17 protein-coding genes and 1 other annotated feature are annotated in these 18,301 nt (G+C 45.3%); of the genes, 5 read left to right on the plus strand and 12 right to left on the minus strand.

All coding sequences use genetic code 11. The features are described 5' to 3' along the window. Positions 1–119: 119 nt before the first annotated feature. Positions 120–1,661 carry a long-chain-fatty-acid--CoA ligase gene (locus CAG69_RS11820; RefSeq protein ID WP_161444327.1) on the plus strand — a complete coding sequence of 514 codons (1,542 nt, stop codon included), beginning with the start codon at positions 120–122 and terminating at the stop codon, positions 1,659–1,661. A 122-nt stretch (positions 1,662–1,783) separates the two neighbouring features. Here the strand turns inward: CAG69_RS11820 and CAG69_RS11825 are convergent, their stop codons facing one another. The 8 genes from CAG69_RS11825 to CAG69_RS11860 form a co-directional block, all read right to left on the minus strand. After that, a complete protein-coding gene (locus CAG69_RS11825; protein WP_161444329.1) occupies positions 1,784–2,479 on the minus strand; it encodes a Crp/Fnr family transcriptional regulator in 696 nt (231 codons plus the stop codon). Positions 2,480–2,675: 196 nt separating this feature from the next. Beyond that, a complete protein-coding gene (gene trpA, locus CAG69_RS11830) occupies positions 2,676–3,482 on the minus strand; it encodes a tryptophan synthase subunit alpha (protein ID WP_161444331.1) in 807 nt (268 codons plus the stop codon). Then, positions 3,482–4,672 (minus strand): tryptophan synthase subunit beta, encoded by a 1,191-nt coding sequence (gene trpB, locus CAG69_RS11835; RefSeq protein WP_005394827.1) that lies wholly within the window; start codon positions 4,670–4,672, stop codon positions 3,482–3,484. The genes trpA and trpB overlap by 1 nt, the downstream gene beginning before the upstream one ends. Before the next feature lie 64 nt (positions 4,673–4,736). Beyond that, positions 4,737–6,176 (minus strand): bifunctional indole-3-glycerol-phosphate synthase TrpC/phosphoribosylanthranilate isomerase TrpF, encoded by a 1,440-nt coding sequence (gene trpCF, locus CAG69_RS11840; protein ID WP_161444333.1) that lies wholly within the window; start codon positions 6,174–6,176, stop codon positions 4,737–4,739. A 13-nt stretch (positions 6,177–6,189) separates the two neighbouring features. Further along, the gene (gene trpD, locus CAG69_RS11845; RefSeq protein WP_161444335.1) at positions 6,190–7,200 is read right to left on the minus strand and encodes an anthranilate phosphoribosyltransferase; all 1,011 of its coding nucleotides are present in this window, start codon (positions 7,198–7,200) and stop codon (positions 6,190–6,192) included. A 37-nt stretch (positions 7,201–7,237) separates the two neighbouring features. Continuing rightward, positions 7,238–7,846: an aminodeoxychorismate/anthranilate synthase component II gene (locus CAG69_RS11850; RefSeq protein WP_161444337.1), complete on the minus strand. Its 609-nt coding sequence runs from the start codon at positions 7,844–7,846 to the stop codon at positions 7,238–7,240. A 5-nt stretch (positions 7,847–7,851) separates the two neighbouring features. Then, positions 7,852–9,429: an anthranilate synthase component 1 gene (locus CAG69_RS11855; protein ID WP_161444339.1), complete on the minus strand. Its 1,578-nt coding sequence runs from the start codon at positions 9,427–9,429 to the stop codon at positions 7,852–7,854. A gap of 126 nt (positions 9,430–9,555) precedes the next feature. Further along, positions 9,556–9,659, minus strand: a sequence feature (Trp leader region). Further along, positions 9,606–9,731, minus strand: coding sequence for a trp operon leader peptide (locus tag CAG69_RS11860; protein ID WP_005376787.1), 126 nt, complete (start codon positions 9,729–9,731; stop codon positions 9,606–9,608). It overlaps the preceding feature by 54 nt. A 95-nt stretch (positions 9,732–9,826) precedes the next feature. Between CAG69_RS11860 and rnm the strand changes: the two genes are divergently transcribed. Both rnm and CAG69_RS11870 read left to right on the plus strand, forming a co-directional pair. Next, the gene (rnm, locus tag CAG69_RS11865) at positions 9,827–10,684 is read left to right on the plus strand and encodes an RNase RNM (RefSeq protein WP_005394817.1); all 858 of its coding nucleotides are present in this window, start codon (positions 9,827–9,829) and stop codon (positions 10,682–10,684) included. Between the two features lie 185 nt (positions 10,685–10,869). Further along, positions 10,870–11,490 carry an L-threonylcarbamoyladenylate synthase gene (locus tag CAG69_RS11870; protein WP_005376791.1) on the plus strand — a complete coding sequence of 207 codons (621 nt, stop codon included), beginning with the start codon at positions 10,870–10,872 and terminating at the stop codon, positions 11,488–11,490. Positions 11,491–11,594: 104 nt separating this feature from the next. Here CAG69_RS11870 and CAG69_RS11875 read toward each other — a convergent pair whose 3' ends face one another. After that, positions 11,595–12,305 carry a calcium-binding protein gene (locus CAG69_RS11875; RefSeq protein ID WP_005394815.1) on the minus strand — a complete coding sequence of 237 codons (711 nt, stop codon included), beginning with the start codon at positions 12,303–12,305 and terminating at the stop codon, positions 11,595–11,597. Positions 12,306–12,852: 547 nt separating this feature from the next. Between CAG69_RS11875 and rluB the strand changes: the two genes are divergently transcribed. Further along, positions 12,853–13,791 carry a 23S rRNA pseudouridine(2605) synthase RluB gene (gene rluB, locus CAG69_RS11880; RefSeq protein ID WP_005376798.1) on the plus strand — a complete coding sequence of 313 codons (939 nt, stop codon included), beginning with the start codon at positions 12,853–12,855 and terminating at the stop codon, positions 13,789–13,791. A gap of 189 nt (positions 13,792–13,980) precedes the next feature. Here the strand turns inward: rluB and CAG69_RS11885 are convergent, their stop codons facing one another. Then, entirely contained in the window at positions 13,981–14,301 is a 321-nt protein-coding gene (locus tag CAG69_RS11885) for an HI1450 family dsDNA-mimic protein (RefSeq protein WP_139059401.1), read from the minus strand. Positions 14,302–14,303: 2 nt separating this feature from the next. Continuing rightward, the gene (efpL, locus tag CAG69_RS11890; protein ID WP_005376801.1) at positions 14,304–14,870 is read right to left on the minus strand and encodes an elongation factor P-like protein EfpL; all 567 of its coding nucleotides are present in this window, start codon (positions 14,868–14,870) and stop codon (positions 14,304–14,306) included. 194 nt (positions 14,871–15,064) lie between these two features. Between efpL and CAG69_RS11895 the strand changes: the two genes are divergently transcribed. Then, entirely contained in the window at positions 15,065–15,832 is a 768-nt protein-coding gene (locus CAG69_RS11895; RefSeq protein ID WP_012841624.1) for a hypothetical protein, read from the plus strand. On the opposite strand, the gene CAG69_RS11900 is transcribed toward CAG69_RS11895, so the two are convergent. Continuing rightward, entirely contained in the window at positions 15,829–18,192 is a 2,364-nt protein-coding gene (locus CAG69_RS11900) for a DNA polymerase II (protein WP_161444341.1), read from the minus strand. The genes CAG69_RS11895 and CAG69_RS11900 overlap by 4 nt on opposite strands. Positions 18,193–18,301: the final 109 nt, after the last annotated feature.

Consider the following 18,301-nt stretch of genomic DNA (forward strand, 5'->3'; position numbering starts at 1 on the left):
TAATCAGAAATGGGCGAGACAAATATTAAGTGCCAACATTTTAGTGTAGGGGAGTGCTCTCTCTGTTAATGCTCCCGAGCCGATAAAACGAAAATCAACAAGTAAGAGGTGAAGCGATTATGATGAATCTTGCTGCTGCATTACAAAGAAATGCTGCGAGTAAACCAGATAAGACGGCGTTGATATGTGGTGATGTCGAGATAACTTATGCGCAGTTTGATGCGATTACCGGAAAGATCGCGGCATCTTTAATCAACAAAGGGGTCGTTCCGGGCGATCGTATTGCTCTCTCATGCCCAAACATTCCTTTTTTCGCGTTTGTTTATTATGCGATACAAAAAGCTGGCGCGGTTGCTGTCCCATTAAATGTGCTTTTGAAAGCGCGAGAAATTAAGTATCACTTAGAAGATTCAAAAGCGAAGTTTTACTTCTGTTTTGAAGGGACAGCAGAACTGCCAATGGCAAAAGAGGGGGTTAAAGCGTTTGAGCAGGCCGAGATATGTGAAAATATGGTCGTGATGACTCAATCTCAAGTTGAAAACGAATGGAACGGTGTGCCAACTCTCAATGCGTTTATAGCGGATGCAGAACCATTGTCAGATTATGTACCGCGTAATGCGGATGATACTTGTGTTATTTTGTATACATCAGGGACGACAGGCTTACCAAAAGGAGCTGAACTGACGCAGCAGAACATCATAATGAATGCTCTGGTGGCACAAAACATTATGGGCAGCCAGGCCGATGATATTCACCTAGTAACTTTGCCTTTATTTCATACCTTTGGTCAAACCGTCCACTTAAATGCCAGTGTTTTGGGTGGGGCAACCTTGGTGTTAGTGCCTAGGTTTGAGCCTAAACATGTTCTTGAGCTGATGGAAAAACACAAAGTGACGTTGTTTGCTGGAGTGCCAACGATGTATATCGGCTTGCTTCATGTCCAGCACCAATTTGATACATCCTCACTACGTGTTGCTATCAGCGGTGGAGCCCCGTTGCCAACCGAAATCTTTAGATCCTTTGAGGAACAATTTAATGTCCCAATTCTTGAAGGATACGGGTTATCAGAAACAAGTCCTATTGCATGTTTTAATCATTTAGATCAGGAACGTATACCAGGATCGGTAGGTCAAGCGATTCAAGGCGTTGAAGTAAAAGTTGTCGACATTGAAGGCAATGCGCTACCGGTCGGTGAAGAAGGTGAGATTGTTGTGCGTGGGCATAATGTTATGAAGGGATACCTTGACCGCCCGGAAGTCACTGAATCCGCGCTACAAAATGGCTGGTTCCATACTGGTGATGTTGGCCGTTTTGACAGTTCAGGTAATCTATTTATCGTCGATAGAATGAAAGATCTGATCATTCGAGGTGGATTTAACGTTTACCCTAGAGAAATTGAAGAAGTGTTTATGACTCATCCTGCAATCTCAATGGTAGCGGTGATAGGGATTCCAAATGAAGAGTATGGCGAAGAGATAAAGGCTTACGTTGTGCTTAAACCGGGAGAGTACATTGACGCGGAAACATTACAAAAGTGGGGCAAAGAGCAGTTAGCCTCTTTTAAATATCCTCGTTATGTTGAAATTCGTGAGCATCTCCCGATGAGTGCAACAGGAAAGATTTTAAAGCGTGAATTGAAATCTGAATTGAATGTGGCTTAGTCAATTCAATGAACTTCGGGTCACAGCGCCACTTGTTTGGAGCGAGTGGTGTTGTGCACGTTACTCAAGAATAGAAGATGGCAATCTCTCGCTAGCGTGTACACATGAACTATCTGTTTACTCTATTGTTCGAGTTGTTTTATGTGCGCTTCTAAGCGTTTTGGATTAGTAATGGTCACTGAACCATATTTCAGTTCTAGCATCCCAATACTCTCTAAGTTTTTTAGTACTTTATGAACACTTTGACGAGTTAGCCCCATCATGTTGGCGATATGCTCTCTAGTCACTCTCACGACACACGGCTGAGTATTGATAGCTTGGTTGTGTTGGTATTCAGCAAGCAACAGCAACCTTCTTGCAATCCGCTCTTCGATTCCTCTAATCGCATCATCTTCGATAACAGAAATGGCAGACCATAAGCGGCGGCTAAGTAAGTCGAGAATCGTAGGGTAACTTTGAGGATATTTGGCGAGTAATTGGCGAAATTTATCACCAGGTAGTTCCAGTAAGGTCACTCCCGAATGCGCGGTTGCGCCAAAAATACGGGGCATGCCGGGAGAAAAAACATTGTCTCCAAACCAGCCTCCTGCCTCGAAAATCATTAATGTGACTTCTTTGCCTTTTGAACTCATCGAATTAATTCGTACGGCACCCTGTGCAATGACCATAAGAGAAGATTGAGGTTCCCCTTTATTGCAAATCAGTGCTTTTTCGTCGAAGCAGCGAACCTTAGTCATTTGCGCTGCTTCACTAAGCCCTTTATCTGGCAGCCCTGATAGTACAGGACATTTGGCTAGCAGTGTTTTGACTTCTTCCATGTAGCAACCTTACTACACATTGCTTTATTGAGTTAGTTAAGTTACCCAAGCTTAACACTCTTTGAGTGCTTTGCTTGAGATAGATTTGGAAAGTGCGGGCGTTGAACAAAAAATGACGTGGTATAAACGCTATAGTAAGAAAACGCCCACTAAACAGAATGTTAAGCGGGCGCTATAGCGTTACATCAAATGGAAATTATTTCTGAGTGGCAGCTTTCATCGCTGACACAAAATCACCAAGTTTATCGAGCATAATTTGTGGCTGCTCGACATTCGCTTCAATGATTTTCACCACAGCTGAGCCGGAGATGGCCCCTGCTGCGCTGGACTCTATTGCTTGTTTCACCTGTGCTGGTTCAGAAATACCGAAGCCAAGCAGCGCTGGTGGTGCATCGAACTGGTTTAATCTATCTAACATGCGACCAACTGGCATATTTGCTTTTGTCTCTGCGCCTGTCACGCCAGCACGAGAAAGCAAGTAAGTGTAGCCACCACCCAGTTCTGATACTTGCTTCAGTGTTTCGTCACTGGCTGTAGGTGGTGCGATGAAGATTGGGTGAATACCAAACTTCTCTGCTGCTGCAACAAACTCTGCACTTTCATTGGTTGGTACGTCTGCAATCAAAACAGAATCGATGCCTGCTTTTGCACAGCGCTCGTAGAAGTTTTCGACACCGCGTGAGTAAACTAGGTTCGCGTACATCAGAAGGCCAATAGGCAGATCTGGGTATTTAGCACGAATCTTACCAATTTGTTCAAAGCAGATATCTGGTGTAGCGCCTGAATCCAGCGCACGAATGTTAGCGCCTTGGATGGTTGGGCCATCTGCAAGCGGATCTGAAAATGGAATACCAAGTTCAAGGGCGTCTGCGCCAGACTCAACGAGGGTTTCCATGATCTTGTAAGATTGTTCTGCGTCTGGATCGCAAACCGTTACGAACGGTACAAATGCGCCTTGGTTTTTTTCGTTTAGACGCGCAAACATCTTCTCATAACGGCTCATTAAATCACTCCTTTTTCTTCTAGGATGGCGTGTACGGTGAAGATGTCTTTGTCACCACGACCAGATAGGTTTACGACCAATAGTTGTTCTTTCTCAGGATTCTCACGAGCCATGCGCAATGCATGAGCTAGAGCGTGAGAAGACTCTAGAGCTGGGATGATCCCTTCGCTGCGAGCCAGTTCTTGGAATGCCTCGAGCGCTTCGTCGTCAGTTACGTTGTCGTATTCTGCACGGCCAATTGCGTTTAGGTGTGCGTGCTGTGGACCTACTGAAGGGAAATCAAGGCCAGCGGATACCGAGTAAGACTCTTCTACTTGGCCGTTTGGATCTTGCATCAATGGCGCTTTCATACCAAAGAAGATACCCGTTTTACCATGTTTAAGCGGTGCGCCGTGTTGGTCGGTATCGATACCTTTACCTGCTGGCTCAACACCAATGAGGCGAACGCTTTCTTCTTCGATGAAGTCAGCAAACATACCAATCGCGTTTGAACCACCGCCCACACACGCGATAACGGCGTCAGGAAGACGACCTTCACGTGCCAAAATCTGATTCTTCGTTTCTTCACCAATCATGCGTTGGAAGTCACGCACGATGGTTGGGAATGGGTGAGGGCCTGCCGCTGTACCTAGTAGGTAGTGCGCATCTTCATAAGTTGCAGACCAGTCGCGCAGCGCTTCGTTACATGCGTCTTTAAGCGTTGCTGAACCCGAGTGGACAGGAATGACTTCTGCACCCATTAGTTTCATACGGAATACGTTCGGGCTTTGACGCTCAACGTCTTTTGCACCCATGTAAACGCGACACTTAAGACCAAGCAGTGCACACGCTAGTGCGGTTGCAACACCGTGTTGACCTGCGCCAGTTTCAGCGATGATTTCGTTTTTGCCCATGCGTTTCGCAAGTAGCGCTTGACCCAACACTTGGTTAGTCTTGTGGGCACCACCGTGAAGCAGGTCTTCACGTTTTAGGTACAGTTTGGTTTTCGTACCTTTAGTTAGGTTACGAGTTAGAGTCAAAGCCGTTGGACGGCCCGCATACTCTTGAAGAAGCGTCATGAATTCGCTGCGGAATTCTGGATCTTCTTGCGCGTCGATAAACGCTTGCTCTAGTTGCTCCAGTGCTGGAACTAGAATTTGCGGAACGTACTGACCGCCGTATTCGCCAAAGTAGGCATTCAGTTTTGCCATCGTTATATTCCTTCTCGTATTTTTCGCTACGAATAGCTTTAAATTTTTTAGCTGATGTCCAGCTTTAGTAGTTGCGAATGGCGGTGAAGGCCGCGAGCAACTTCTGTGAATCTTTTTTGCCTGGCGCGCTTTCTACACCAGAGTTTAAATCTAATCCCAAGCAACCTAGTGTCGCTGCTTGTTGAGCATTTTCTGGCGACAGTCCGCCCGCTAGCATAATTTGACTTGGGTCGCCGATCAGTGACCAGTCGAACACTTGACCAGTTCCGCCAGTTTGAGTGCCAACTTGCGTATCTAATAGATGGCGGTCAATGTGGTCTGCAAGCAGTTCTGGCTTGGCATCAGTCACGCCATAAGCTTTCCAAATTTCTACTGTTGTTGGCAGTTCGGCTTTGAGTTGGTTTACGTAAGCTTGGTCTTCTTGACCGTGCAGCTGAACTGCTTTTAAACCCAAAGAGGTTGCGACTGAAGCAACAAAATCGATATCGTGATTTTGGAAAACGCCAACGTAATTCAGTGGAGCACCGCTCATGGTTAAGCGAGCACCTTCAAGGTCGACCGCACGCTTCGACTTCTCGACAAAAATCAGGCCACCAAATACCGCGCCAGCTTGATATGCTTTTGCTGCATCATCCGGATGCGTTAAGCCACACACTTTGTTTTCGCCTAACGTCACTTTACGTACTGCAAGTTCAAGGTTGTCTTCCGCCATCAGCGAACTACCAATCAAGAAGCCGTCTGCGTATTCCGCTAAATCACGAACTTGTTGATGCGTATAAATGCCAGACTCTGAAATCACGGTCGCGTTTGGTGCTAATTCGCGAATTGTCGGTGCCAGTTCTTTAGTACGATTCAAATCAGTACTTAGGTCGCGCAAGTTACGATTATTGATTCCGATAACACGCGCTCCTAACTTAACCGCGCGATGAAGCTCTTCTTCGTTGCTGACTTCGGTCAGGATACCCATGTTCAGGCTGTGTGCTGCTTCTTCTAGGACTTTGTACTCTTCATCATTGAGGACAGACAGCATTAGCAAGACAGCATCAGCACTGTAATGACGCGCTAGGTAAACTTGGTAGGTGTCCACCATGAAGTCTTTACACAGAACGGGTTGTTTGACTTGACCACGCACTTGAGGAAGAAAGTCAAAGTTACCTTGGAAGTACTTCTCGTCTGTTAGGACTGAAATGGCATCGGCATGGTTGTTGTAAACCGATGCAATGTAATCCAAGTCAAAGTGATCACGAATCAAACCTTTAGAAGGAGATGCCTTCTTACATTCGGTGATAAAGGCTGTCTTTTCGCCACTCAGAGCATCGTAGAAGCTGCGGTCCGATGGCAGCAAATCAGACTGAAATGTGCTTAGCGGTTGAGACACCTTACGGTCTGCTACCCACTGATATTTGTCGCGGACAATTTTCGCCAGTACTTCTGCCATTTCTGCTTCTTTCTTAGAAACGTGTTCAGACAGGTTGTCAGCTTGCTGAGTGTTGAAGTCAGTCATCTTCTTCAATTCCTTAAGCGTGTGCGGCAAGTTGTTGTACCAATTGGTACGCTTTGCCTGAATTCATTGCCTCAATCGCTTGTTGCGTGTTGGCTTTTAAATCTTCGTGGCCGAATAGACGCATTAGCAGAGCAACGTTCACCGCCACTGCACCCAATTGTGCGTCTGTACCTTTACCCGTCAGAATATTGGTAATGATTGCTTTGTTTTCTTCAGGATCGCCACCTTTGATCGCTTCTAGTGGGTGCGCTTCTAGACCGAAGTCTGCAGGCGTTAGTTTGTATTCTGTGATCTTACCGTCTTTGATTTCTGCAACCGTTGTTTCACCGTGAATTGCTACTTCGTCCAAGCCACTGCCGTGTACTACAGCGGCGCGCTTCATACCCATTTGTAGCATGGTTTCTGCGATAGGACGAACCAGTTCTTCACTGTAAACGCCCATCAATTCGATATTAGGATGAGCAGGGTTAATCAGTGGGCCAAGAATGTTAAAGATGGTGCGTGTTTTCATGGTTTGGCGCACTGGCATCGCATGGCGCACACCACCGTGGTACTGAGGTGCAAATAGGAAAGCAACACCAATATCATCTACCGCTTTGCGCGTATCTTCTGCGCTCATAGCTAGGTTGATACCAAATGAATCAAGAAGGTCAGAAGAGCCCGATTTGCTCGAAACGCTGCGGTTACCGTGTTTCGCTACTTTTAGACCACATGCAGCAGCAACAAACGCCGCAGTGGTTGAAATGTTGATGGTGTTGTGACCGTCGCCGCCAGTACCTACGATATCTGCGAAATCGTAATCTGGGCGAGGGAATGGATTTGCGTTTGCCAGCAGTGCTTTTGCCGCACCTGCAATTTCATCCGGTGTCTCGCCTTTGATTTTCAGTGCTGTCAGTGCTGATGCCATTAAAATTGGATCTAGTTCACCACGGATAATGATGTCGAATAGCTGTTGGCTCTCTTCCTGAGTAAGCGATTCTTGCTCGTACAGTTTGGTAATAATAGGGTTGATGATTGCTTCCATATTTCCTCTCCTAAATTTCTTATGTGCCAAGTGCTTTTTAAGCAGTGAGTGGGTTCGCTGAAGTTTGTTCTTCAAGAGCCCATTCAATGGCATTGGCCAACAGTGTTGCTCCGTAGGTCGTCATAATAGATTCCGGGTGGAACTGGAACCCGCAAACTTTATCTTCTTCATGTACAACAGACATTACCAAGTCATCCACTTCTGCTGTGATGGTTAGGCTCTCAGGAACCTTGGTCGCAACCAGCGAGTGGTAACGTGCAATTGCAAGTGGTGATGGTAGGTTTTGGTAAATCGCATGGTTTTGGTGCTCCATCATAGAGACCTTACCGTGAATGATTTCGCCTGCGCCAGCAACGGTGCCGCCGTACGCTTCAACAATCGCTTGGTGACCAAGACAAATGCCGATCATCGGTACTTTGCCTTTCATACGTTGGATAAGCTCTGGCATTGAGCCTGCCTCTGAAGGTGCACCAGGACCTGGTGATAGCAGAACCACTGGGTTTTCAAGCTCATTCACCGCTTGTTCAATGGTTTCTGCTGGGATGTTGTTTCGGTAAATCTTGACTGAATGACCTAGCGAGCGGAATTGATCCACAAGGTTGTAGGTGAACGAGTCAAAGTTGTCGATGAATACGATGTTCGCCATGTCTGCTACTCCTTGTTCGTAGGTTGAGAATGCGCTGCTTGAATAGCAGAGATTACCGCTTGTGCTTTACCGCGCGTTTCGTCTGCTTCCGCTTGTGGATCAGAGTCGAACACAACGCCTGCACCAGCTTGAACTTGAGCAATGCCGTTCTCAACGTAAGCTGAGCGAATTACGATACATGTGTCGAGTGTACCTTCGCCGGTAAGGTAACCCACAGCACCGCCGTAGCTACCGCGTCGTGCGCCTTCTACGTCGCGAATCAACTGCATTGCACGAATCTTTGGTGCACCAGTGAGCGTGCCCATGTTCATACATGCTTGATATGCGTGCAGCGCGTCTAGGTCTTCACGCAGTTGACCAACCACACGAGATACTAAGTGCATTACGTGGCTGTAGCGGTCGACTTTTAGTAGGTCTGCTACGTGGCGAGTGCCAGCTTGAGCAATACGAGCGACGTCGTTACGTGCTAAGTCAACCAACATCATGTGTTCTGCGTTTTCTTTCATGTCGGTGCGCAGTTCAAGTTCGATGCGGCTATCTAGGTCGAAATCGATCTCTCCATTCGGGCGTTTACCACGGCGACGTGTGCCTGCAATTGGGTAGATTTCAATTTGGTTGGTGTCGGTTTCGTACTTAAGCGCGCTTTCTGGTGATGCGCCAAACAAAGTGAACAGCTCATCTTGCATGTAGAACATGTAAGGGCTTGGGTTACTTTGTTTCAGTTCTTTGTAAGCCGCGAGTGGAGAAGGGCAAGGTAGAGTGAATCGGCGAGATGGTACAACTTGGAACACATCGCCTTTCACTACGAACTCTTTTAAGTCGCGAACAGTTTGGCAGAAGTCTGCATCAGACACGCTAGGCTCTACCGTTACATCTGTTATTTGCTCTGCATTTGGCAGCAGTTTTGGCGCTGCGCATTGTGCACAGATTTCTGCAATACGAGTCTCTAACGCTGTTTTCTCTGAACCGTCAACAAACAACGTCGCTTGAAGCTGGCAAGATTCCGTTTGATGGTCGACAACCAGCAGTGTTTCGGCGACGTAGAAAACGTAATCTGGACATTGATTGGTTGCTTCTGCATTACCAAGCGGCTCGAAGTTTGCGACTAAGTCGTAGGCAAACAGACCGCCAAGGAAAATAGCGTGTTTGTCTTGCTGTGAAATATCGAAGCTGTGTTGCACTAAACGTAGTGCGTCAAAAGAAGAAGCTTCACGTAGTCGAGAGTCCTCATCTAACGTGTCGCATGGCTGGCTAAACTCCAAAGTCAGCGTTTCGCCATCGAACTTACTTTCAACGTCACCACGGATGTTCTGGTTTAGGTGAGACAGTAGGTTTTTACCGTTGTTGGTTAACGCCTGCATGTTTACAGTGTGGCCGTAACAAACGATGCGCACCGCTGAATCGACGATTAAAAGTGATTTTAGATTCTGTTTCGAATCAATTTCAGCGGATTCGAGAAGCAAGCTATCTCTTTTGTTCTCACAAATGGTATGGAACAAACGTGTTGGGTCTTGAGTGTAAGGAACCGAAGTCTTTAATACTTCTAGGCATCCAAGTTTCTTGATTTCTATGGCCTTATTCACAAGACCTCCTTGTAGCTGTCTAAATCTTCCTGCCGTACATAGTCGCATAAAGCAAACGTTCCCCCAATCTAGAGTTAGCCATATTCGATTAATGTTTAGGCAGTTGAATGTGAAATGAGCAACAAAACAAAAAAGCCCGCTTAAGTAGCGGGCTTTACAACGTTTGGTTCTATAAACTAGAAGTATACGTTTGCCCACCAAGAACTAGTCCAAGTGCGCCACCAAGCAAGATCTGATGAGTTTGCTTTATTAAGACAAACCGCAACTTTCGCTTTTTGGTTTTGGTTAAATTCTTGTAACATGGTGAACCTTAAATTACGCACTTTGTATTTGTGTACTAGTTAACTAGTGCGAGAGTAAAAAGTCAACCCCAAAACAGCATTAAAACGATAAAAATATGAGAATTGATTTACATAGTCACACCACTGCATCGGACGGTCGGTTAGAGCCTAAAGATTTAGTGGAAAGGGCGCTGAGTTTTGATATCGAGGTTTTGGCGATCACTGATCACGATACGGTTGACGGCTTGGCATTAGCCAAGCAACACGTTCAAGACAATAATTTGCCGATCAAAATCATCAACGGCATTGAGATATCGACTGTCTGGCAAAACAAAGACATTCATATTGTCGGTTTGAATATCGATCCGGAAAATGAACAATTATCCGCCCTCATCGAGCAGCAGAAGCAGCACCGCATAACAAGGTCAGAGTTGATTGCAGAGCGACTACAAAAAGCAACTCGGGAAGGTGTGCTCGAAGAAGTAAGGCAGATCGCCGGTGATGCGCCTGTTACGAGAGCGCACTTCGCGAAATGGTTGGTGGATAATGGTTACGCAAAAACCATGCAAATGGTGTTTAAAAAATACCTAACGCGTAATAACCCAGGTTATGTACCACCGAATTGGTGCTCGATGAAAGATGCAGTTGATGCTATCCATGCTGCTGGTGGTTTGGCGGTATTAGCGCATCCTGGAAGATATAAGTTGACAGCGAAGTGGATTAAGCGTCTTCTAGCAGCGTTTGTAGAAGCAAACGGCGATGCGATGGAAGTTGCACAGCCACAGCAAGCGCAACAAGAAAGGCGCAACTTGGCTGATTATGCTATACAATACAAACTATTAGCGTCTCAAGGCAGTGATTTTCACTACCCATCCCCTTGGATGGAGCTAGGAAGGAACCTTTGGTTGCCCGCAGGCGTCGAACCAGTTTGGAAAGATTGGGGTATTGATCCTTCGTTGGATATATCAAAGTAACCTCAAAGCGTGGGTTTCAGTATCAAATAACTGGAAAGTGTATATTGGGTATTAATGTGGCTTTCCTTGTCGTTGGAACTGAACAACACTTTGAATCTTGAAGTCACTTGATAAAGCACAACAAGGCGGCATTCAAGCTCCACATAAGAATATAGAGCCGAGAGGCTCGATAATGAGGAATTACAATGAGCCAGTTTTTTTACGTTCACCCAGAAAACCCACAGGCTCGCTTGATTAATCAAGCAGTAGCAATCATTCGTAACGGCGGCGTTGTGGTGTACCCTACCGATTCAGGGTACGCACTTGGCTGTCAGTTGGAGAACAAACAGGCACTGGAACGAATCTGTCAGATCCGTCGTCTGGATGATAAGCATAACTTTACATTACTGTGTCGTGATTTGTCGGAACTTTCTCTATATGCGCGAGTGGATAACTCTGCATTCCGACTACTGAAAAATAACACACCAGGTCCTTACACCTTCATCTTCAAAGGCACGAAAGAAGTGCCGCGTCGTTTGATGAACGCGAAACGTAAGACCATCGGTATCCGTGTTCCAGACAATCAAATTGCCTTGGACTTGTTGGAAGCATTAGGTGAACCGATGATGTCTACGTCGTTGATCCTACCTGGTAGTGACGTAACAGAGTCTGATCCGGAAGATATTCGCGATAAACTAGAACATGCGGTTGATGTGATTCTTAATGGCGGTTACTTAGGTGAACAACCTACGACCGTCATTGACTTTAGCGAAGGTGAACCTGTTGTGGTGCGTTTGGGATCAGGTGACCCGGCACCATTCGAATAATTCGACTAATAGACGTACACCACCGTCAAACAAAATAGGAGGCATCGCGCCTCCTATTTTAGTTTCTTATTATTGAGTATCTCAGCGAACTTCGCTGATTGAGATTAAGCGAAATCGAAAATGTCGATACCATTTTGTTCAGCATAGTTGATGTATGCAGAGCTCACGCCGTTTAATGTTACTTCGACATTGTATTCATCACTAGAGAATACTGCCCAGCCACACTCATTATAAGATAAAGTCAGATCATCCGCTGAATCCAAGAACGTATCTCGAATGCCATCATTGTCGGTGTCTCTGCCCATATCGAAGACAAGTTTGTCATGAAAAATATTAAAATCGACAATATCGGCTTTAATATCAATATCGTTGGAGGATACAGGTTGATCCGGTACACCAATAGCCAGGCGGTTTGTAAGCACGAAAGTGTCGTCTCCACAGCCGCCGCTCAGTACTGATTCACCATCGCCAACGACGAGCGTGTCGTTACCCCAACCCCCACTCAAGTAGTTGTTGCCTGAGTAATCAAAAATTGTATCATCGCCACAACCACCAAAGAGCTTGTCATTTCCTAATCCGCCCGATAGGAAGTCGTTGCCAAAGCCGCCAGAAACAAAGTCGTTCCCTCGGCCACCGAGCAAGGTATCGTCTCCCCAGCCCCCGAAGACAACATCATTGCCTCCGTATCCTACGAACTTATCATCACCACAGAAGCCGAAGAAAATATCGGTTGTTTCAGACCCTTTTGTACCGGTCATATCGTCATCTTGAGATGTCCCAAAAATCCAATTTAGGTCTAGATTTAGCATAGACATTGTTCTATTCCTTTTTGTCTGATTTATGCCAATCGCCGAAAATGCAGAGCTAATCTAGCTAGTTAAAATACACGATAACGTTAGTGTCATTTTTAATAGTAAATAGTGACTTACCGATGCTTCTTGTCTTGCTATGAGTGCTCATTTATCCACGATGATTGGTATTACTTAGCAGCAAACAGGGACGGCTTATTCTTCGTTGCTTTTAAAGCAACACGAACAGTAAACACACCCCAAGTGGTTATCGTTGTAACCCTGACAATTTTATCAGGTACTGCACGGTTAAAGTGGCTCGGGAAGACCGATATTAGTGGGATTCTCGCTGGGCAATATCAGTATTAAGTAGGAAAAAAGTTGCAGAATAGAGTAAATATTTTCGACGTTTTAAAGTGAATTTTGGGTGTGGAGAATGGCGCCGATTTAGCTTACATTAACTGAGAAAGTTACGTATAATGTCGGACCGAAAAATCCCACTGAAATGGGTAATTAGCAAAATACAGACCAATCCTGGTCTAGACGTCTGTGAAGACGACACATAGGTAGATAAATGAGCGAAAAGTTACAAAAAGTATTAGCACGTGCTGGTCACGGTTCTCGTCGTGAGATTGAATCGTTAATTAAATCTGGTCGCGTTAGCGTGAACGGTGTAGTCGCTAAGCTTGGTGAAAGACTTGAAGACGAGAGCAGCGTAGTTCGTATCGATGGTCACATTGTCTCTGCAAAGATTCAAGAAGAAGTGATTTGTCGTGTACTTGCGTACTACAAACCTGAAGGTGAACTGTGTACTCGTCACGATCCAGAAGGTCGTCGTACTGTTTTTGATCGTCTGCCAAAAATTCGTGGCTCTCGTTGGATTTCAGTTGGTCGTCTGGATGCGAACACTTCTGGTCTTCTGCTTTTCACAACGGATGGTGAACTGGCGAACCGCTTAATGCACCCAAGCCGCCAAGTTGAACGTGAATACCTAGTACGTGTGTTCGGTGAAGTAACTGAACAGAAAGTTCGTAATCTAGTAAAAGGTGTTGAACTGGAAGACGGTTTAGCTCGCTTTGAAGATGTTGTTTACGCGGGTGGTGAAGGCATGAACCACACGTTTTACGTTGTTATCAACGAAGGTCGTAACCGCGAAGTTCGTCGACTATGGGAATCGCAAGAGTGTACCGTTAGTCGTCTGAAACGTGTTCGTTACGGCGACATCTTCCTAGACAAGAAACTGCCTCGTGGTGGTTGGATGGAGCTTGACCTGAAAGAAGTAAACTACTTGCGTGAGCTTGTAGAGCTTCGTCCAGAAAAAGAAACCATGCTTGATCTGAACAAAGACAACACGTCACGCAAACGTGAGCGTGCACGCAGCCAAAAAATTCGTCGCGCAGTTAAGCGCCATGAAGAGCGTGTTAACACGCCAAAAGGCCGCAGCAACAACCCTTCTCGTCGCAAGCCGAAGAAGACTGCTGGTGACCAAGGCGCACGTAACAAGCATCGTTAATCGATAGCAAAACATCAGAAAGGCTTGCCAATTCGGCAAGCCTTTTTCTTATCTGTTACATAACAAAAGGATCTAAAGCCGATCGATATAGAGCAGGGTACTTTGGATAAAAAATATCGCAGCTAAACAAAAACAGCAGATAAAAAATACCAGCACTAGGCTGGTATTTTTGTTCATGATGAAGAAACGTTAATCGCGTTTCCAAAGCATATGGCAGAACTTATGTTCTGGGTCTCGGCTGATTAGCATACGAGCAAATACGTCATCAAGAACGTCATTTTCCTCATTTACTAGGCCGATACGAACCTCTGCATATACTTCTTTGTTGATCTCGAAGCCAACATGTTCAACCCAGTCATCACCAGTTTCAACAAGTTCTGCGGCACCACGATCTTCAAATTGCGCAGTAAACAGAATCACGTCAGCAGGCTCTAGGTTATCTGGAGCCATCTCAAGGAAAATGTCGTACGCTGCGTCGATGACGTCGTCGTAAGAAATCAAATCAGACATGCTTATGCTCGGCTCATGTATTTACGTTCTGCTGTGTTAATGATAACACGGTCACCAGTTGCAATGTACTCAGGAACCTGGATGACAAGACCTGAAGCGAAGCGTGCTGGTTTAGTACGAGCAGATGCAGAAGCACCTTTGATTGACGGGTCAGTTTCTTCAATCACTAGCTCAACAGAAGATGGTAGTTCAATACCCACAGCAGCACCGTTAACAAGGATAATGTGGATACCTTGTGTATCTTCGTTGATGAACAGCATGTCGTCTTCAACTTCATTGTGCTTGAATGTGTATTGTGAGTAGTCTTCGTTATCCATGAAGATGTGCTCATCGCCGTCAGCGTATGAGTACACAACTGCACGTTTGTTCATTTCTACCGTTTCAACAACGTCATCAGACTTGTAACGCTCATCTACACGTGCGCCCGTGTTTAGATCTGTACAACGCATTTTGTAGATTTTAGCGCCGCCACGACCGCCAGGAGTCGTTACTTCGATGTCTTTAACTAGAAGAGTTTTACCATTAGACTCGATTGCGAAGCCTTTTTTGATTTCACTTGCCTTTGGCATTGTATATTCCTATTCGTACTTATTAAGCAAAACTCGGTGATTATAGCGCTAAGTTAGCCGCCTAGCATTAAAATTCATTGCAGAAATTTGTTGTTACTCCCATGACTAAACACCTGAATGGACTTGATTCAGTGAGTCGGCTAAGAGAACATATAGCTCAACTTCTTGAACCATCTGAGATCACGTTTTAAGTCATGTCTCTGCCTGTTATCGATCCTAAACAACCATTTCAACCAGAGTTTGCGCCTTTAATTAGAGAAGTCACCGCTTGTCTCAAAGGTGGACTGGGGCAAAACTTACACAGCGTTTATGTGTATGGTAGCGTCGCTCGCAAAACAGCGGTCGCTGGGAGGTCGAACTTAGACCTGGTTGTCGTTACTCAATCATCCTTTGAGCACAATCGCGCGACTTTGCTCAACACAATTAAGTGGCGTGCGCAGCAGAGTTACCCTCAAGTTAATGGTGTATCGGTCCGTACAGCCTTAGTGAGCGAAGTAGCTAATTTAGATAGTATTTTCACTTGGGGCTTTATGCTTAAGCATTGCTGTGTCTGTGTTTATGGTGATGATCTAGCAGACTGTTTTGGTGATTACGTCCCAAGTTGGGAAATTGCTAAGCACTGGAATATGGATGTGGAAGATTGGATTACGGTGTATCGCAAAAAAATCGTACAAGCGAAGACGATAGAAGAGCAGGTGGCCGCTCAGCGCGTGATTGCTAAAAAGTTACTAAGAGCGTCATACTCTTTGGTGATGTATCGAGATAAACGTTGGTTTGATGACCCTATACAATGTGGCAAGGTATTCTTAACTTATCATCCTGAAAAGCAGCTTGAGATCGAGCGGCTAGAAATTTTACTTTCTGGCCGGGGTATTCCCAAGCGTTCTGTTATCGGGCTAATTGATGCGTTTGGTGATTGGTTAGTCAAACAGTACCAGAAAACAGAGTTTCGTATCGGTTAAAACAACCCCATTTGAGGCGCTGAAAGCCTGTCAAAATCCGTCCCAATGAAAGGGAGAATCGCATCTGCAACGGGTTTGAGTTGTTTATCAATGTAATGTTGATAATCAATCGGGCTATTGAGGTACTCATAAGGTTCAGGACCGTTCACGGTTATAATGTATTCAATTCGTCCTTTGTTTTGATACTGTAATGGACGTCCAAGCTTGGCATTTATCTCATCCGCTAAACGAGCTGCACGCACTTGTGGCGGGACGTTCTTCTGATACTCATGCAGCTTTCTGCGCAGTCGCTTTTGATACACTAACTGTTCATCAAATTCACCGTTGTTGGTTTTCTCAACCATCTTTCGGACATAGTCGCTTGGGTCTTCACCATGAAAAATCATTCTATAGAGCGTATTTTGAAATTTCTGTGCTAACGAGGTCCAGTCAGTCCGGGCACTTTCTAACCCTTTAAATACAATCCGCTCTTGCTCTCCTTCACCGATTAAACCCGCATAGCGCTTTTTCGAGCCAGTTTCTGCGCCACGAATTGTTGGCATAAGGAATCTGCGATAGTGGGTTTCATATTCAATTTCCAACATAGATGTTAGGTTGTACTCAGAGCGCAGATGTTCTTGCCACCAAGAGTTGATGTAATCAACTAATTGATTTCCAACAGCGTCGGCTTCTACTTGACTGTATGGTCGATTCAACGACACGAATGTGGAATCCGTATCGCCGTAAATCACTTGATATCCTTGCTCCTCAATCAGCACCTTAGTTTGCTTCATGATTTCATGTCCGCGCATGGTAATACTAGAAGCTAACCGAGTATCAAAGAAACGACATCCCGATGAACCCAGTACGCCATAAAAGGAGTTCATGATGATTTTGATTGCCTGAGAAAAAGCTTTTTCATTGTTCTTCTTTGCAACATCACGTGCTGCCCAAAGCTTTTCAATCATTTCTGGTAAAAAGTGTTTCGTACGATGGAACTGCCCACCGCGAAAGCCAGGAACAGCCTGATTATCTTCTTTTCCAATATCGAGTAATAACCCCTCAACCAAACCCATAGGATCAATCAAGAAAGAGCGAATAATCGATGGGTATAGACTCTTAAAGTCCAACACTAAAACGGAATCATATAGGTTAGGGATGGAGTCCATCACGTAACCGCCGGGGCTCGCAATCCAATTTTCTGGGTGTAGGTTCGGGGCAACATAGCCTGCGCGGTGTATTTGCGGCATGTATAAGTTAGTGAATGCCGCTACCGAGCCACCGACACGATCCAGTTCTACACCAGTGAGGCGAGAGCGTTCAATTGCAAAGTCGAGCAGGTGAGTGTGATTGAAAATCTTGTTCACCAACACGCAGTCTTGTAAATTATATTTAGCCAGCGATGGTTTGTCGGAGCGGTACATACGATTGATCTCATCCATGCGGTCATGAACGTTGTGGATTTCTTTCCCTTCCCCTAAGAGTTCTTGAGATACAGACTCTAATGACCAAGACCGAAAGTGATAAGTCGCCGTTTTTAACGTATCGATACCGTCCATTACAACTCGCCCGGGAATGGAAATAAACCCTTGTTGGCTTTGAGATGAACTTCTGAAAAAGCTGGCTTGGTCTGCTCTACCAAGCATTAGCTTCATGTTGTGCCATTCTGCTCGTTTGTGTAGCAGACGAAAGTCAAAATCAATGACACTCCAACCGACAATGACATCGGGGTCGAATTGTTTAAACCAAACGATGAGTGCTTCTAGAAGCGCTTTTTCATCCTTAACCCATTGTATCGGTGTCTCCGAAGGTTCTGGTTCTCCGATCATGATAACGCGGGAATCCATGACGCTGTCTAATCCGATGGAGTAAAGAATGCCTTTCTCAGAGCATTCTAGATCTAACGAGACAACGTTTAACTTCGGCTCATATTGCCCCGTACGGCATTTTGCGTTCTGGACGCGTTGGTAGCCATTGGTACGAGTCACATTGCCTGTAAACTCAATACTGCCTTTAATAAAACGCTCCATGAGGTAGCGATCGGCGAGGCGAATATCACTTTCGTACGTGGTGATATCTTTTTGAGCGAATGTGTCTTTGAGTGCGAGAGCGTCTCTGGTTACATTGGTATAGCAGGCAGCAAGAGGCGTATGTTCAAACGTTTTGAGATCCAAAAGGCGGATGTCGACGGGTATGTTTTTTTCTCGCGCGAGTGTTTTTGCTTGCTCTGAGTGTTTCTGAGCGATGAAAAATACTGGCTTCTCACCATTAATAAGTAACTGAGTAGGACCTGCTTCTGTCGAAAGCCACAGCTCGATTTGAGTTTGACCTTTGATGTCTCGTGCCTGTCGAGTAAGCAGAAAGCCTTGTTGGATATTCAAATGTGAGAAACCTTAGAAAACTTGAAGAACGCTAGCTTAACATTAAGAACTGTAAAAATAACCAGTAAAGAAAACGGTTCAAATTTTTGCTGGAATTAGTGATTACAAG

Origin of the sequence: Vibrio sp. V43_P6S15P86, from assembly GCF_009904725.1 — a bacterium.
GTDB classification, from domain to species: domain Bacteria; phylum Pseudomonadota; class Gammaproteobacteria; order Enterobacterales; family Vibrionaceae; genus Vibrio; species Vibrio diabolicus.

What these genes read in the sequence shown, in the direction of transcription:
- CAG69_RS11820 (WP_161444327.1), top strand. Translation starts at nt 120, where the DNA reads ATGATGAATCTTGCTGCTGCATTACAAAGAAATGCTGCGAGTAAACCA.
- CAG69_RS11825 (WP_161444329.1), bottom strand. Translation starts at nt 2,479, where the DNA reads ATGGAAGAAGTCAAAACACTGCTAGCCAAATGTCCTGTACTATCAGGG.
- trpA (WP_161444331.1), bottom strand. Translation starts at nt 3,482, where the DNA reads ATGAGCCGTTATGAGAAGATGTTTGCGCGTCTAAACGAAAAAAACCAA.
- trpB (WP_005394827.1), bottom strand. Translation starts at nt 4,672, where the DNA reads ATGGCAAAACTGAATGCCTACTTTGGCGAATACGGCGGTCAGTACGTT.
- trpCF (WP_161444333.1), bottom strand. Translation starts at nt 6,176, where the DNA reads ATGACTGACTTCAACACTCAGCAAGCTGACAACCTGTCTGAACACGTT.
- trpD (WP_161444335.1), bottom strand. Translation starts at nt 7,200, where the DNA reads ATGGAAGCAATCATCAACCCTATTATTACCAAACTGTACGAGCAAGAA.
- CAG69_RS11850 (WP_161444337.1), bottom strand. Translation starts at nt 7,846, where the DNA reads ATGGCGAACATCGTATTCATCGACAACTTTGACTCGTTCACCTACAAC.
- CAG69_RS11860 (WP_005376787.1), bottom strand. Translation starts at nt 9,731, where the DNA reads ATGTTACAAGAATTTAACCAAAACCAAAAAGCGAAAGTTGCGGTTTGT.
- rnm (WP_005394817.1), top strand. Translation starts at nt 9,827, where the DNA reads ATGAGAATTGATTTACATAGTCACACCACTGCATCGGACGGTCGGTTA.
- CAG69_RS11870 (WP_005376791.1), top strand. Translation starts at nt 10,870, where the DNA reads ATGAGCCAGTTTTTTTACGTTCACCCAGAAAACCCACAGGCTCGCTTG.
- CAG69_RS11875 (WP_005394815.1), bottom strand. Translation starts at nt 12,305, where the DNA reads ATGTCTATGCTAAATCTAGACCTAAATTGGATTTTTGGGACATCTCAA.
- rluB (WP_005376798.1), top strand. Translation starts at nt 12,853, where the DNA reads ATGAGCGAAAAGTTACAAAAAGTATTAGCACGTGCTGGTCACGGTTCT.
- CAG69_RS11885 (WP_139059401.1), bottom strand. Translation starts at nt 14,301, where the DNA reads ATGTCTGATTTGATTTCTTACGACGACGTCATCGACGCAGCGTACGAC.
- efpL (WP_005376801.1), bottom strand. Translation starts at nt 14,870, where the DNA reads ATGCCAAAGGCAAGTGAAATCAAAAAAGGCTTCGCAATCGAGTCTAAT.
- CAG69_RS11895 (WP_012841624.1), top strand. Translation starts at nt 15,065, where the DNA reads ATGTCTCTGCCTGTTATCGATCCTAAACAACCATTTCAACCAGAGTTT.